This window comes from Streptomyces sp. NTD91 (assembly GCF_059510455.1).
On record NZ_JCAJZW010000008.1, the window covers coordinates 186536 to 201025 of the forward strand.

Annotated in this window: 13 protein-coding genes; all 13 read right to left on the minus strand. The window is 75.9% G+C overall.

Annotated elements, in window-relative coordinates; translation table 11 throughout:
• Positions 1-113: 113 nt before the first annotated feature.
• Positions 114-569 (minus strand): RpiB/LacA/LacB family sugar-phosphate isomerase, encoded by a 456-nt coding sequence (locus tag AC5WRT_RS12305; protein ID WP_496093148.1) that lies wholly within the window; start codon positions 567-569, stop codon positions 114-116.
• Positions 570-658: 89 nt separating this feature from the next.
• Complete coding sequence (locus AC5WRT_RS12310; RefSeq protein WP_496093147.1) at positions 659-2191, minus strand: ANTAR domain-containing protein; 1533 nt, start codon at positions 2189-2191, stop codon at positions 659-661.
• A gap of 139 nt (positions 2192-2330) precedes the next feature.
• Complete coding sequence (locus AC5WRT_RS12315; protein WP_496093146.1) at positions 2331-2783, minus strand: STAS domain-containing protein; 453 nt, start codon at positions 2781-2783, stop codon at positions 2331-2333.
• Positions 2784-3045: 262 nt separating this feature from the next.
• Positions 3046-4041 carry a glycosyltransferase family 9 protein gene (locus AC5WRT_RS12320; protein WP_496093145.1) on the minus strand — a complete coding sequence of 332 codons (996 nt, stop codon included), beginning with the start codon at positions 4039-4041 and terminating at the stop codon, positions 3046-3048.
• 499 nt (positions 4042-4540) lie between these two features.
• Positions 4541-6046, minus strand: coding sequence for a PfkB family carbohydrate kinase (locus AC5WRT_RS12325; RefSeq protein WP_496093144.1), 1506 nt, complete (start codon positions 6044-6046; stop codon positions 4541-4543).
• Complete coding sequence (locus AC5WRT_RS12330) at positions 6043-6744, minus strand: D-sedoheptulose-7-phosphate isomerase (protein WP_496093143.1); 702 nt, start codon at positions 6742-6744, stop codon at positions 6043-6045. Before AC5WRT_RS12330 ends, AC5WRT_RS12325 begins: the two co-directional genes overlap by 4 nt.
• A complete protein-coding gene (locus tag AC5WRT_RS12335; protein ID WP_496093142.1) occupies positions 6741-7973 on the minus strand; it encodes a glycosyltransferase in 1233 nt (410 codons plus the stop codon). The genes AC5WRT_RS12330 and AC5WRT_RS12335 overlap by 4 nt, the downstream gene beginning before the upstream one ends.
• The gene (locus AC5WRT_RS12340) at positions 7970-8932 is read right to left on the minus strand and encodes a glycosyltransferase (RefSeq protein ID WP_496093141.1); all 963 of its coding nucleotides are present in this window, start codon (positions 8930-8932) and stop codon (positions 7970-7972) included. The genes AC5WRT_RS12335 and AC5WRT_RS12340 overlap by 4 nt, the downstream gene beginning before the upstream one ends.
• A complete protein-coding gene (locus tag AC5WRT_RS12345) occupies positions 8929-9939 on the minus strand; it encodes a glycosyltransferase family 9 protein (RefSeq protein ID WP_496100220.1) in 1011 nt (336 codons plus the stop codon). The genes AC5WRT_RS12340 and AC5WRT_RS12345 overlap by 4 nt, the downstream gene beginning before the upstream one ends.
• Positions 9936-10484: a D-glycero-alpha-D-manno-heptose-1,7-bisphosphate 7-phosphatase gene (locus AC5WRT_RS12350; protein ID WP_496093139.1), complete on the minus strand. Its 549-nt coding sequence runs from the start codon at positions 10482-10484 to the stop codon at positions 9936-9938. The genes AC5WRT_RS12345 and AC5WRT_RS12350 overlap by 4 nt, the downstream gene beginning before the upstream one ends.
• Entirely contained in the window at positions 10481-11476 is a 996-nt protein-coding gene (locus AC5WRT_RS12355) for a glycosyltransferase family 2 protein (protein WP_496093138.1), read from the minus strand. The genes AC5WRT_RS12350 and AC5WRT_RS12355 overlap by 4 nt, the downstream gene beginning before the upstream one ends.
• Positions 11473-13107: a carbamoyltransferase family protein gene (locus AC5WRT_RS12360; protein WP_496100221.1), complete on the minus strand. Its 1635-nt coding sequence runs from the start codon at positions 13105-13107 to the stop codon at positions 11473-11475. Before AC5WRT_RS12360 ends, AC5WRT_RS12355 begins: the two co-directional genes overlap by 4 nt.
• Positions 13108-13139: 32 nt before the next feature.
• Positions 13140-14183, minus strand: coding sequence for an NAD-dependent epimerase/dehydratase family protein (locus AC5WRT_RS12365; RefSeq protein WP_496093136.1), 1044 nt, complete (start codon positions 14181-14183; stop codon positions 13140-13142).
• Between the last annotated feature and the right edge of the window lie 307 nt (positions 14184-14490).

Here is a 14490-nt window from a genome sequence, read left to right on the forward strand (position 1 = left end):
CGGCCCCAGACCCGAGTGCGTCCACGAGGGCCGGTACGAGGGCCTCGGCCGGCACGCGGGACCTGACGCCGCGCGGCCACTCTTCGGGCAAGGACGCGAATGGTCAGACAGGCCTAGGAACGCTCCCGGGCGGCGTCCAGGCGGCCGACGCGGGCCACGTTCTGCCGGTCCTCCGGGTCGTCGCTGGGTTCGGCGGCGAACCAGGCGTCGAGGATCTCCGTCAGCAGCGGTCCGGAGGTCAGGCGCAGGCTCAGCGCGAGCACGTTGGCGTCGTTCCAGCGGCGCGCCCCGTCCGCGGTGCCGGCGTCCGTGCACAGCGCCGCGCGGACGCCGGGCACCTTGTTGGCCGCGATGGACGCGCCCGTGCCGGTCCAGCAGCACACCACCGCCTGGTCGGCGGTACCCTCGGCCACCTCCCGGGCGGCCGCCTCCGAGCAGGCCGCCCACCGGGCGTCGGCCCCGGGCCGCAGCGCGCCGTGCGGCCGCACCCCGTGGCCGCGTCTCCTCAGCTCCTCGAGGAGGAGGCGGGCCACGGGTTCGTCCATGTCGGAGGAGACGGAGATGCGCATGCGGCGAGCGTAGTCGGCCCACGGCACGACCCACGGTCGTCGTGTCCGTGGGTCGTGGCCGCTGCGGAGCGCGCCGCTCGCGGGTGCGCTCACTCAGGGTGGTCGGGGCGCTGTGCGGGAGGGGTGCCGCCCCCCTCGCCGCCGCCCTTGCGTCCCTTGTCCGTGCCGTGCGGGCGCGCGCCCTCGCCACGGCCGGCTTCCTGACGGGCCTTGAGCTGCCCGTTGTCCTGCGGGGTGGCGCCCCCCTTGTCGCTGCGCCGCTGTTCGGGCTGCTGCGGATCGGACATGCGCCGGACTTCCTCCGGGTGGTGCGTGGTGCGTGCGAGGTCCGGGTTCCCGGGCCGGCGCGGGTCACCCGTCCCGGCCACGGCGGACGGGGCGGCGCCGGCCAGCGCCCGGTGGAGGTGTTCGAGGGCGTCGAGCAGCACCGAGCGGTGGTACCAGCCCAGCCAGGCCGCCGTGTCGCCGGCCAGCAGCCCGAGGGACTCCGCCTGGTCCGCGGTCGGCCGGTGCCCGGCGTCGGGCCAGTGCAGGGTGATCACGCCGGTGCAGGAGCCGGCCGAGGACAGCACGGGGAGGCTCTGCAGGGCGGCGGTGCCGGTGCTGAGCAGCACGCGCCGCGACTCCTCGGAGAGCAGCGCGTCGGCGGCCACGTCGGGCACGCTCACCCGGCACCCGCGCAGCCGGGCCAGCGCGTCCGCCGTACCCTCCTCCCAGCCGCGCACGAGATGATCGAGAAACGTGTCCGGACAGCCGTGGTGCGTCTCCGGTACCAGCGCGTTCACGGCCGGGTCGACGAACCGCACGTACCCGGCCGGCGCCCGCCCGATGGCCAGCGCCCGGTGCAGGACGGCGTCGATCATCTGCCGCCGGTAGCGGGGGTCACGGCCGTCACGCGCGAGGGTCCGCAACTGCGGCACGGGCAGCGAACAGCGGCCCGGGAACCACACCTCGCCGTCCGGGGGACGGGCCACGACGACGGCGGAGACGAGGACGCGCAACGGCACGTTGAAGCGCTGCGAGGCTTCGCGCAGCGCCCGGAAGGCGCTGCCGGAGTCCGGCAGGCCGTAGCGGACCATGAGCACGCCCTGTGCCATGCCGATGACCGGGGCGGTGCGCACCCGGGCGCGCAGCGCGCGGACCTCCGTGCGCAGGTCCTCGTAACTGGGCCGCAGCTGATCCGCCATGTGCGACCGCCAGGCGGGCAGGTCCTCCACCGGTGAGGCCGCGCGGGCCAACTCGCGCAGCGCCTCGTCGAGGGTGGCGTAGAGCCGTACGCCGTCCAGGCGGGCCAGGTGCACCGCCTCGCGCACGCCGGGGCGGGCGCGGACGATGATCAGGTCCGGGCGTCCGGTGCGCGCCCGGGTCGTCGCGCTGAGCGTGTGCAGGACGGCGGCGCCGCCGAGCTGCACGTGGGCCATGTCCAGCACCGGCCTGAGCCCCGCGCGGTCGGCCTGCTCCAGGTGGCCGCGCAGCTCCGCCGCCCAGGCCTGGGCGCCCGCCGGGTCGAGGCTGCCGGACATGCGCAGCAGCAGCGCCCCCTCGGCGGGCAGGCCCTCGACGACGGACGACTCGATGACCAGCGGTGCCGGGGCGGCGGGCGGGTCGGAAGAGGGCTTCATGGCATCACCCGGGCAGGACGTCGCGACGGACCGGGGCGGCCTCTTCCTGACCACCGGGCAGAACAGGGGCCCGGCGGCCGGCCGCGTCGTTCGCCGCGCCGGACGGGGCCGTACGCGCGCTCGCCGGCCGGCCGTGCGCTCACCAATCGGTGCCGCCGGGTGCGGGGGCCGGGCGGCTTCTGGCTCCCAGAGAGTTCAGCGCCGACGCCAGGGTGGCGTGCACCCGGACGCCGGGCAGCCCCGCGGCGCGCAGCGCCTCGCGCACGTGCGGCCGGGGCTGTACGACGGGCAGGGCACGGCCGGAGAAGGCGAGGGCCCCGGTGGCCCGGTCCACGGACCGCACGGCGGCGGCGCAGGCGAGGTACACCTCGGTCATGTCGAGTACGGCGTGTTCGTCGGCCCGGTCGGCCCGGGCGATGTGCTCGGCGAGCGCCTCGGAGAACTCCATGGCGTTGGAGGAGTCGACCGTGCCCCGCGCCTTCAGGACGCTGACCGTGCCGGTCTCCGGCCGGTGCTCGTGCGCGGTCTGCAGGAGCAGCGGGGCGGGGCCGCCGGGACGCGCCCGGGAACGGGACAGCTGATCTTTTTCCATGGGCGTCGGGCTTCCTGGGTGGGAAGGTGCGGGAAGGATCAGCCGGCCGTGTCTTGACCGGGAGTTCACTGTGCCTCCGGCCCACACGTGATGCAACGATTCGGCTCGGGCGTGTCGCGCCCTCGCCGGTTCAGCCCACGTACCGCCGGGCGGGTGAGGCGCGGCGGGCCCGTTCCCCGGGCGGCAGGTCGCGGGTGATCACGGCGACGGTCGTCCGCGGTCGCCCACGGCGGTGCCGCCGCGGGTGGTGCCGGGAGCGGGCTCAGTGGACATGCGCCACCTCCGGCCGGCCCTCGGGCTCCCCGCCGCGCACCGGCCGGAGCAGGGTCAGGCAGGCCACGGCGACCTCGCCGGAGCGGATGCGCAGCAGCCGGGCGTCGGGGGTGCGGCCGTGCGGGTCGCCGGGCGGGCCCGGCTTCCACAGGGCCAGGTGGTGGGTGCTCGGGGGCGGTCCCCACAGGCGCGGGGACACGGGGCCGAACAGGGTGACCGAGCGGGTGCCGTGGGCGACCGCGAGATGCGCCAGGCCGGTGTCGCCGCTGAGGACGAGGGACGCCTCGGCCACCAGCGCGGACAGCTCCGCGTACGGCAGGCCGCCGGCGAGCACGTCGCGTGCGGGCTGTCCGCTGTGCTCGGCGACCGAACGCACGAGGGCCTCCTCTCCGGGGCCGCCGGTGAGCACCACGTGGTGGCCGGCCGCGCGCAGACACCGTACGACGGCGGCGAACCGCTCGCCCGGCCAGCGGCGGGAGCCCGAGGCCGCGCCCGGATGGACGACCACCGCGCCCGGCGCCGGGGACGGCGTGCCCGGTCGGCGCAGACGCAGGTCCAGGGGGTCGGACGGGATGCCGTAGGCGCGCAGGAAGGCGCACCAGCGGTCCCGTTCGTGGACGTGGGCCTGCCAGGGCGGGCCGTCCGGACCGGCGTGGGCGAGCAGACGGTGCGGGCGCAGTACGGCGAGGGCGTCGCGGCTCTCGGGGCCGTTGCCATGCAGGTCGATCGCCAGCTCGGGCGGCGGGCCGGCCCAGTGCGTGAGGGACGGCACCGCCCGTCCCGGTGCCTCGGCCGGGAACACGGCGTCGACCGCCCCGGTGGCGAGGGCCGCCTCGGTCAGGGCCGGCGGCAGGGCGAGCACGAGCCGGTGCGCGGGAAAACTCCGGCGCACGGCGCGCAACGCGGGCACACCGGCGAGCAGGTCACCGAGACCCAGCGCGCGCAGCACGAGAACGGTCGGGGGGCGGTGCGGGGTGCGGGTCACCGGTGGGTCCTCCGAAGGGTGCGGGAGCCGGAACGGGACGAACGGGCGGGCGACCCGGCGAGCGGACGACGCTTCGCCGGTGAGCCTCCTGCCGGACGGGCGGGGCGCTGTCGCTGCATGCGCCCCGGCCGGCGCCCGACCCCGGCACGACCGGCGGGTACCGCGCGGCGGACCGGCCACGCGCACCCCGCCGGAACTGCGCCCGGACGGCGACGAACGGTCAACCGGAGCGCCCCGCTGCCACGGCCGTCCCAGGACACCGGACGGCACACACACCCGGAGGAACTCCCACCGTACCCACGGCACACCGTCGCCCCCTCCACCCCACCCGGCCGGCGCCCGACCCCGGCACCACCGGCGGGTACCGCGCGGCGGACCGGCCACGCGCACCCGGTGGGAGTGTGGCCTGGTCCATGGCGGACGGCCGCCGGATGCGGTCTCCGGGGCGGCGGCCGGACGCCGCGCCTGACGTGCGAATCTCCGGTCGGACAGGCGGCGGTCACCTGGTGCGGCCCGCGGTCGGAGCCGGGTTCCGGGCGGCGCGGCGGGCCAGGCCCGTGGTGGAGCGGCCGTCGAGGTAGGGCAGCAGCAGGACCTGGCCGCCCCAGCTCTCCACCAGGGGCTGTTCCGGCAGTTCGGTGCGGGCGTAGTCGCCGCCCTTGGCCCAGACGTGCGGCCGGAGTTCGCCGAGGATGCGCTCGGGCGTGTCCTCGTCGAACACGGCGACCGCGTCGACGCACTCCAGGGCGCGCAGCACCCGGATCCGGTCGGCGACGGGCACCAGGGGCCGGCCGGCCCCCTTGCGGCGGCGCACGGAGCCGTCGGAGTTCACGCAGACGATCAGGCAGTCACCCGCCCGGCGCGCGGCCTGGAGGAGGGCCACGTGCCCGGCGTGCAGCAGGTCGAAGCAGCCGCCCGCGGCGACCACGGTGCCGCCCGCGTTCCGCACCCGGGCGGCCGTGCGCACGGCGTCGCCCGTGGTGCTGTCGCCGTCGCCCGGCGCGGCCTCGGGCGGGTCCGGCCGCGCCGCGGTGGCGAGCGCGCGGGCACCCCCCTCGGCGACATAGCGGGTCGCGGCGTGCACGGCGGCCTGTACGGCTGCCTCGGTGAGCGCGCCGTCGGCGAGCAGGCCGGCGGCGGCCGCGGCGAACCGGTCGCCTGCGCCGCACGGGTCGCCCGCCACGGCGGCGGGTGTCGGGACCAGCAGCGGGGTCTCGCCGTGGGAGAGCAGCGCGCCGCGCTCGCCGAGGGTGACGGCGACGGCCCGTGCCCGCCAGGCCCGAACCAGGGTGCGGGCGTCCCGGGCGGCGGTGCGCAGTCCGGCCTCGTCGGCGAACCTTCCGGGCTCGTACCTGCCCGAGTCTTTGGACCCGTGGGACTCGTCACGGCCGCCGGACCCGCCGGTGCCGTCCGTGCCGTCCGTGCCGTCCACGTGTCCGGCGAAGGCGCCGGCCTCCTGCGCGGAGGGGGTGGCCAGGCGGACGCCGGGGACCGGGGGCAGGCCGCGTTCGTGGGGGTCCCAGACCAGGGGGGCCGCCGTCCGGCCGAGGGCGTCCCGCAGAACGTCGGCCGTACCGCGTCCGTAGTCGGCGACCAGGACGCCGTGGGCACCTGTGATCGCGTCCTCGGCGGCCTCCGTCGCCGCGCGGGCGCGTCCCTCGCCGTCGTCCAGGCGGAGCAGTGGCCGGTCCCCGGCCAGAACGCGGGTCTTGCTGCTCAGCGTGCCCTCCAGGGGCACCTCCACCAGGCCGACCCGGCCCGCCAGCAGCCCACGCAGGGTGTCGCTGGCGGCGTCGTCGCCGAGCGCGGTGACGAGGGTGACCGGACGGCCGTCCGCGGCGGCGAGACAGGCGGCGAGGGCCGCGCCGCCGGGGCGGGAGCTGCGCCGGGTGCCGTGCACCACCGGCACGGGGGCGTCCGGGGCCAGGCGCTCGGCCCGGCCGCACAGGTCGTGGTCGAGCAGCGCGTCGCCGACGACGACCAGGGGGGTACGCGGACTTGTCATGCGTGTCCCTTCCGGTACGCCGCGGGCGCGACGGTACGGGCCCGGCCGACGAGCCGACCGACGACGCCCGGCCTGCCGTCCACCCCGTCGCAGCCGGCCCGGCCGGCCTCCCCGCGTTCGACGGCCTGGTCGAAGGCCTCGCACAGCATGTGCACGGCGACCAGGTGGAGTTCCTGCACGGTGGCGGCCACCGGCGCGTCCACGCAGAGTGCCTCGTCGGCGCCGAGCTGGAGCGGGTTGGGTGCGCGGCCGGTCAGCGCCCACACCGTCATGCCCAGGCGGTGGGCGCGATCGGCGGCGGCCAACAGGTTGGCGCTCGCGCCGCTGGTGGACAGCAGCATGAGCACGTCCCCGCGGCGGCCGTGGGCGGCGGTCTGCCGGGCGAACACCTCCTCGACGCCGTAGTCGTTGGCGATCGCGGTCGTGGAGGAGGTGTCGGCGTGCAGGGCGACCGCGGAGAACGGCGGCCGGTCGTCGCGGTAGCGGCCGACGAGTTCGGCGGTCAGGTGCTGCGCCTGGGCGGCGCTGCCACCGTTGCCTGCGACGAGCAGCCGGGCTCCGTCACCCAGGCGGCGGGCGAGTTCGCCGCCCCACCGTTCGATGAGGCAGCCGTGGTGGCGGAAGGCGTCCAGGGCCTTCGCGAGGTCGTCGCAGTGCGTGGTGTCCACGGCGGTCCCGGTGTCGTCGGCGGTCTTCATCGCACCACCCCCGAGAGCGAGGGGACCGAGGACGCGGCTCCGTACACCGCGGCCACGCCGTCGGCCACCCGGTCCCATGTGTAGTGGCTCAGCACGCGCCGCCGGCCCGCGCTCCCGTACCGGGCGAGACGGTCGGAGTCGGCGAGGAGCGCGCGCACGGCCGGCCCGAGGTCGTAGTCCTCGTCGGCCGGTACCAGGACGCCCGTGGTGCCGTCCACGACCGTGTCGAGCTGGCCGCCGACGGCGGTGGCGACGACCGGGGTGGCGCAGGCCATGGCCTCCAGCGGGACGATGCCGAACGGCTCGTAGCGGGGCAGTGACAGCACGAGGTCCGCGTCGGCCATCAGGCCGGGCATCCGGTCCCGGCCGACCCCGCCGAGCAGGGTGACGCGGTCGCTCACGCCGTACTCGGCGGCGATCGCGGCCAGGCGGCGGGCCTCGGGGTCGGTGCCGAGCAGGCCGGCCTCGGGGCCGCCCGCGACGACCAGTTCGGCGTCGGGTATGCGGGCCAGGGCGCGGATGGCGCGGTCGAAGCCCTTGCGGGGCACCAGCCGGCCGACGGACAGCAGCCGTTTGCGGGCCCCGGCGGGCCGGAGCCGGGCGCCGGGCCGGAACAGGTCGGGGTCGACCCCGCAGGGCACGATGCTGATCCGGTCCTCGTCCAGGCCCATGGCCTTCAGCTCGGCGACCTCGTCGCTGCAGGTGGCGATGATGCGGGCGCAGTCGTGGCCGACAGCCTCCTCGATGGCGAGGCGCTGCGGCGGGCTGGTGTCCGAGGCGCCCTGGTAGCGCTTCTTCACCGTGCCCAGCGCGTGGTAGGTCTGTACGACGGGTATGCCGAGCTCCCGGGCACCGGCCAGGGCGGCCAGGCCGGACATCCAGAAGTTGGCGTGCACCACGTCCGGTGGGCCCAGCGACCACTGCCGGGCCAGGAAGGCACCGAACTCGCCCATGTGCGGTAGCAGTTCGTCCTTGGGGACGGGTGTGGGCGGCCCGGCGGGCACGTGCACCACCTGCACCCCGTCGTCGAGGGTCACCAGGTCCGGCAGGTCCGCCGAGTCCCGCCGGGTGTACACCGTGACCCGGTGTCCCTTTCCGGCGAGTTGCCGGGCGACCTGGGCGACGTACACGTTCTGGCCGCCGGCGTCCGGTCCGCCGAGCGCGGCCAGCGGGCCGGCGTGCTCGGACACCATGGCCACGCGCCGGGCCGGATGGCGGGTACGGCTCATCGGGTGACCTCCTTGATCAGGCGCTCCCAGTCGTCGAGAAAGCGCCGCTCTCCGTAGCGGGCCTGTGCCGCCGCCCGGGCGGCCGCACCGGTTCGGCGGGCGAGCACGGGGTCGGCGAGAAGGGCGCGTACGGCGTCCTCCAGTACGTCGAGGCGGTTCGAGACCACTCCGGCGCCGTCGGGGATCGCCTCCCGCACCTCGGTGGTGTCCAGGGCGACCACCGGCATGCCCAGGAACATCGCCTCCAGCAGCGACAGCCCGAGCGAGGTCCAGCGCACGGGGTGCAGATAGAGCCGGCAGCGGGCCATCTCCCGGTGCAGCTCGTGCTGGGGCAGATCGCGGGTGCGGCAGCGTCCGGGCTCCAGGCCGAGGTGTTCGGCGAGCCCTTCGGTACGCATGCCGAAGACGTCCAGGGGCGCCGTCCGGGCGAACCGGGGCAACAGGTCGGTGCCGGTCGTACGACCCCTGCGCACGGGTTCGTTGACGACGACGGCCGCGCGCCGCTCGGTGCCGGTCCAGCGGTGGCCGGGGTCGATGATGCCGTGCTCGACGACCTCGGTCGGGGCCCGGCCACTGTCCCACATGAGCCGGTTGAAGTGGGTGACGTGCACGATCGGGATCGCGGACTGGGCGGCCAGCGGATGGAGTTGGCGTTCGGGTGACTCGTCGGGGCTGTTGTGTTCGACGTACACCGCGGGCACGTCGACTCCGGGCCGGCGGCCGGTCCAGCGCAGGGCCACGTCGAGTTCGTGCGGCCGTTGCAGCACCATCAGGTCGATGTCGGCGTCCCACAGTTCCTCGGGGGTGCGTTCCTCGACGGTCTTCGGCCAGTCCCAGGTCTCGGCGCGGCCGAGCCCGTCGGGTCCGCGGTCGTCGGTGACCGGGACCAGACAGGTGTGCGAGCCCTGCACGAAGGCGGTGAGCCACGATCCGTGCACGTGCCAGACGAGGATGTTCATGAGTGCCGCTCCTGGATGAGCTTGTGCACCGCGCGCAGCACGTCCTGCCCGGTGACCTCGTCCAGGCAGGGGTGCCCGGGCACCGGGCAGGTCAGCGCCCGGGTGCCGGCGCACGGCGCCGACTGGTCGCCGAGCAGGATGGTGGGGACGCCGTACGGCGCCCAGCGTTCGGCCGGAACCACCGGCGCGAACAGGGACACGACCGGGGTGCCGACGGCGGCGGCGAGGTGGGCGGGCCCGGTGTTGGCGCTGATCACGACGTCGGCCAGACGCAGCACCCCGGCCAGAGTGCGCGGGGAGGTGCGGCCGCCGAGGTCGACGGCCAGGTCGCCGCTCGCACAGCGGGTGAGCACCCGCTCGTGCGGGCCGCCGGTGACGACCACGCGGTGCCCGGCGTCGGTGAGCAGGGCGACCGCGTCCGCGCAGCGCCGCGGGCTCCAGGCCCGGGCGGGGGCGCTGGCCCCGGGGTGCAGGACGACGTACGGGCCGTAGCCGGTCAGGGTACTGGTGTCGGGTGGCGGCAGGACGCGCAGCCGGCCGCCGTCCCCGGCGGGCAGCCTGAAGCCCATGGCGGCCGCGGTGTCCAGGGCCGCCTCCACCTCGTGCCGGCCCGGCCGCCTTCGGTGCCGTACGTCGAGCAGCCGCCCGGGGTGGTCGACGCTGTCGGCGCCGATCCGGCGCACGCCCGCGAGGCGCAGCAGCAGCGCGGTCGGCAGCGGGCTCTGGTGGAAGGAGGTGAGGACGAGCGCGGAGTCGAAGGCGCCGGCGCGCAGCCGGGCGAGCAGGGCGTCGATGTCCCCCGGGTTTACGTCGGGCGGGTCGAAGCCCTCCCAGGGCGCCTCCCACACCACCAACTCGTCCACACCCGGCAACAGTTCGGCGGCGTCGGCGCCGCGCGGACCGCACAGCAGGGTGACGTGCGTGTTGTGGGCGGCGACGGCGCGCACGGCCGGGCCGGCGAGCAGGACATCGCCGAAGCTGTCGAGCCGGACGACGAGGGACCTCATGGTGACGGCCTCCCCTCCGGGACCGCCGCCGCGAGCGCCCCGCGTACGGCGGTGAGCAGGTCGGGGGCGCTGTGCTCGGCGAAGCGTGCCACCTCCGCCGGTGCCGTGGCCTCGTTCGGGACGAGCACCCCCCGGGCGCCCGCCGCGCGGGCCGCAAGCACGTCGGCGGCGATGTCGCCGATCACCAGGCACCGGGCGGGCGGGACGCCGAGGCGCGCGGCGGCCCTGCGCACCAGCCCGGGGCGGGGTTTGCGGCAGTCGCAGCCGGCGTCCGGGGCGTGCGGGCAGAACACCCAGGTGTCCAGGCCGCCCAGCAGGGCGTCGGCGCGTTCGTTGACCCGGCGCACCTGGTCCGCGGTGAGCAGTCCGCGTCCGATGCCGGACTGGTTGCTGATCACCCCGGTGGCCAGGCCGTGGGCCCGGGCGAGGCCGACGGCCTCGGCGGCACCGGGCAGAAGCCGGACGCGGTCGGGGTCCTTGTTGTAGGGCACGTCCGCGACAAGGGTGCCGTCGCGGTCGAACAGGACGGCACTCAGGATGGTCATCCGGCACCTCCCAGGGGCCGGGCGTGCCGGTGGCGGACCACTCCGCGCAGCCAGTGCCGGACGGCGAGGGGCGGGATGAGCACGCTGGTGCCGACCATTCCGGTGATCTCGCGAGCCGTACGGGGGCCGGGCAGGATGCGGGCGAGGGCGAACTCGACCGTGCCGAGCGTCCACAGGGCCGCGCAGACGGCCGCGGCGCGGCGACGTCCGGCGAGGGCGCAGCCGGCGGCGGCCAGCGCGGCGCCGGTGACCGCCGCATGGCGGGGCAGCCGGCCGCGGGGCGCCTGGGCGCGGCTCCACCAGTCGTGGCCGTGCAGGCGGTTCATGAGGACGTCGTCGGCGTTGCCCCGCTGCGCGGGCAGCGAGGCCCACCAGTGGGCCGGGCGGACCGGGTGGCGGGTGATGCGACGGCCGCGCCGCAGCGTCCAGCCGGCCCGCTGCATCCGCAGGGCGAGGTCGGCGTCCTCGCGGAAGGCGCGTGGGAAGCGCTCGTCGAAGCCGCCGGCCCGGGTGAGCGCGTCGGTGCGGTAGGCCATGTCGGCGGTGGCCCAGGCGGCGTTCTCCAGGCCCTTGGTGTTGCGTTCCCAGTCGGTGGGCCGGCGGTCCAGGGGCAGGGGGACATGCAGCTGCCCCTGGATGCCGCCGACGTCCTCCCCGGCCTCCCGCAGGTCCTCGGCGAGCAGCCGGGACCAGCCCGGGAGCACCTGGACGTCGTCGTCGAGGAAGACCGTCCAGGGTGTCCCGACGGTACGCCAGCCGGCGTTGCGGGCGGCGGCCGGTCCCCTGCCGCCGACGTGCAGGGTCCGTATCCGGTCGCGCAGCGGTCCGGCCGCCGTCAGCGGCAGCTCGCCGCCGGGCTCGGGCCGGTCGTCGACGACGATCACCTCGTGCGGCGGATGCCCTTCGGCCTCGGCGAGCGCGCGCAGGCACTCGGCGAGGCAGGGACGGCCGATCGTCGGGACGACGACGGTGTAGGCGGGGGCGCCCGTCATGCGAACGCCTTCCCGCGGCGGACCGCGAACGGGCCCAGCACCAGCAGGTCCACGGGCGCGGAGCCGAAGCAATCCAGGGCGTCGCGCGGATCGTCGACCATGGGCCTTCCGGCGGTGTTCAGGCTGGTGTTGACGACCACCGGAAGCCCGGCACGCCGCTCGAACCCGTCGATCATCCGCGCCACCAGGGGCTCCTGGGCTCGGTCGACGGTCTGGATGCGCGCGGTGCCGTCGACGTGGACGACGGCCGGGATGCGGGCCCTCCAGTCGGCGGCCACATCGTGCACGAACAGCATGTGGGGGCTGGGCAGCGGCCCGTCGAAGATCTCGGCCGCACGCTCGGCGAGCACCATGGGCGCGACAGGCCGGAACTCCTCTCGTCCCTTGACGGCATTGAGGCGTTCCAGGTTCTCCGCCCGGCCGGGGTGGGCGAGCAGGGAGCGGTGGCCGAGGGCGCGCGGCCCGTACTCGCTGCGGCCCTGGAACCAGGCCACGATCCCGTCGGCGGCCAGCGCCTCGGCGGCGGTCTCGGCGATGTCGGCGGGCTCCTCGTACGGTACGGCGGCCCGCTCCAGCCACTGCCGCAGCTCGGCGTCGTTCCAGCCCCGGCCGAGCGCGGCGGTCGGCATCGGCTCCACGGTGTCCTTCTGGCTCGCCACATGTGCGGCCGCGCCCAGGGCCGTACCGGCGTCCCCCGCGGCGGGCTGGACCCACACGTGCCGGAAGCCGCTCTCCCGCCACAGCCGGGTGTTGGCGACGCAGTTCAGCGCGACGCCCCCGGCCATGGTGAGGGCGTCGTCGCCGGTGTGCCCGCGCAGCCACCGGGCCAGGGCCAGCATGGCCTCCTCCAGGCACAGCTGGGCACTGGCCGCGAGGTCGGCGTGGTCCTGGCTCCACTCCCCGCCCGCCGGGCGCGCCGGGACGAGGTCGGCCCAGGGTACGGGCCGGGCCCGGAAACCGCCCGCGTCGTCCGGGCGGACGTACTCCCGCAGCCGCTCGGCGAAGCGCGGGGTGCCGTAGGAGGCGAGCGCCATCACCTTGAACTCGTCGCTGCTGCGCAGGAACCCGAGGTGCTGGGTGAGGTCCTCGTAGAACAGGCCGAGGGAGTCGGGCAGGCGCTGGGTGCCGAGGACGGTCAGCTCGCGGTTGGAGTAACGGCCTGCCAGGTGGGAGCCGCATTCGCCTCGGCCGTCCAGGACGAGCACCGCGCAGTCCGGGTACGGCGAGACGGGACCGGCGGAGGCGGCGTGCGCCACGTGGTGGGGAACGAACCGCACCTTGGCCGGGTCGAGGCCGGGCAGGGCTTCGGCGAGGAATCCGGGGGCCTGGCGGGCGTATTCCTGACGGAGATGGTCCCAGGGGTCGTCGAGGCCCATCCGGTCGGCCGGACGGGCGAGCGCGGGGTCGTAGGAGTAGGCGACGGCGTCCAGGTCGCAGGGGGTCAGGCCGGCCTCTTCCAGACACCAGCGGGCCGACTCTTCCGGCAGTTCCCACGCGGAGAAGGGCACGGGCCGTTTGCCGTGCTTGCGGCGCGAGAACCGCTCCTCCTCCGCCGCCGCCACGACCTTGCCGTCGGTGATCAGGGCGGCCGCGGGGTCGTGGAACAGTGCGTTGATACCGAGGACGTGCATACGGTGTCTCCTGGGCGGCGGGCGGTCGGGGGTCAGGACTGCGACGCGGGTGTGCCTCCCGTGGGCCGCGCGGGCGGCTGCTGCGCCGGTGCCGGGGCCGGCTCGCGCTGCGGGAACTGCGCGGCGAAGTGCGCGATGGTCTGCTTCAGGCCTTCCTCCCACGGGATCTGCGGCGACCAGCCGAGCAGTTCGCGTGCGAGGGCGGTGTCGGGGCGGCGCCGGCCCGGGTCGTCCGCGGGCCGGTCGACGAACGCGATGGGCGAGCGGGACCCGGTGAGGGCGACCACCCGGCGGGCCAGGTCGGCGACGGTGATCTCGTCGCTGCCGCCGATGTTCACCGGCCGCACGGACTGGCTCACGGCCACCCGGAGGATGCCGTCGACGGTGTCGTCCACGTAGCACAGCGAGCGGGTCTGGCTGCCGTCGCCGGTCACCGTGAGCGGTTCCCCGTTGAGTGCCTGGCAGATGAAGGTGGGCACCGCGCGGCCGTCGTAGGCCCGCATCCGCGGTCCGTACGTGTTGAACAGCCGCACGATCCCGGCGTCGGTGCCCCGGGTGCCGGCGTGCGCGGTGACGAGTGCCTCGGCGAACCGTTTGGACTCGTCGTACACGCTGCGCGGCCCGACCGGGTTCACGTTGCCCCAGTACCCCTCGTGCTGCGGGTGCACCTGCGGATCGCCGTAGACCTCGGAGGTGGAGGCGAGCAGGAAGCGCGCCTGGTCGCGGGCGGCGATCGTGAGCGCGTTGCGGGTGCCGAGACTGCCGACGTCCAGGGTCTCCAGGGGCAGGCGCAGGTAGTCGGCGGGCGACGCCGGGCAGGCGAAGTGCAGCACCAGGTCGTACGGTCCCCGCAGCCGCTCCACGCAGTCGGACGCGGAGACGTCCAGGTGCGCGAACCGGAAACCGGGCCGGTCCTCGAGGTGGGCGACGTTCTCGTGCCGCCCGCAGACGAGGTTGTCGGCGCAGTCGACTTCGACCCCCGAATCCAGCAGCCTTTCGCACAGATGGGAGCCGAGGAAGCCGGCGCCGCCGGTCACGAGGGCGCGCCGCCAGGAAAACGGTGTGTCACCAGTCATGGGGCTGTTCCTTCGTCCACGTCGCCGCGCCGGGGAACGCTCCTGCCTGGAGGTTCGGCGCGTACCGCGTCGCCGGGCCAGGCGTCATCGGCCCGTTGAGGAAGTACTCGGGAATCAGGGACAGGGCTCGGGTCCCACTGGTCCGGAGGACCGCCCTGTGCGGCCGCCGCTGGCTGGACGGCACTGGCAGCAGAGTGCCCCTGCCAGTTGGCTTCACACGTTGGATTCTCATTCTCCGAAAGCCCGGGTGCTCGCGCGACTCCGTGCGCTCGCCCGCAGGTCGCAGGCCTGAGATGCGGCCTGGGCA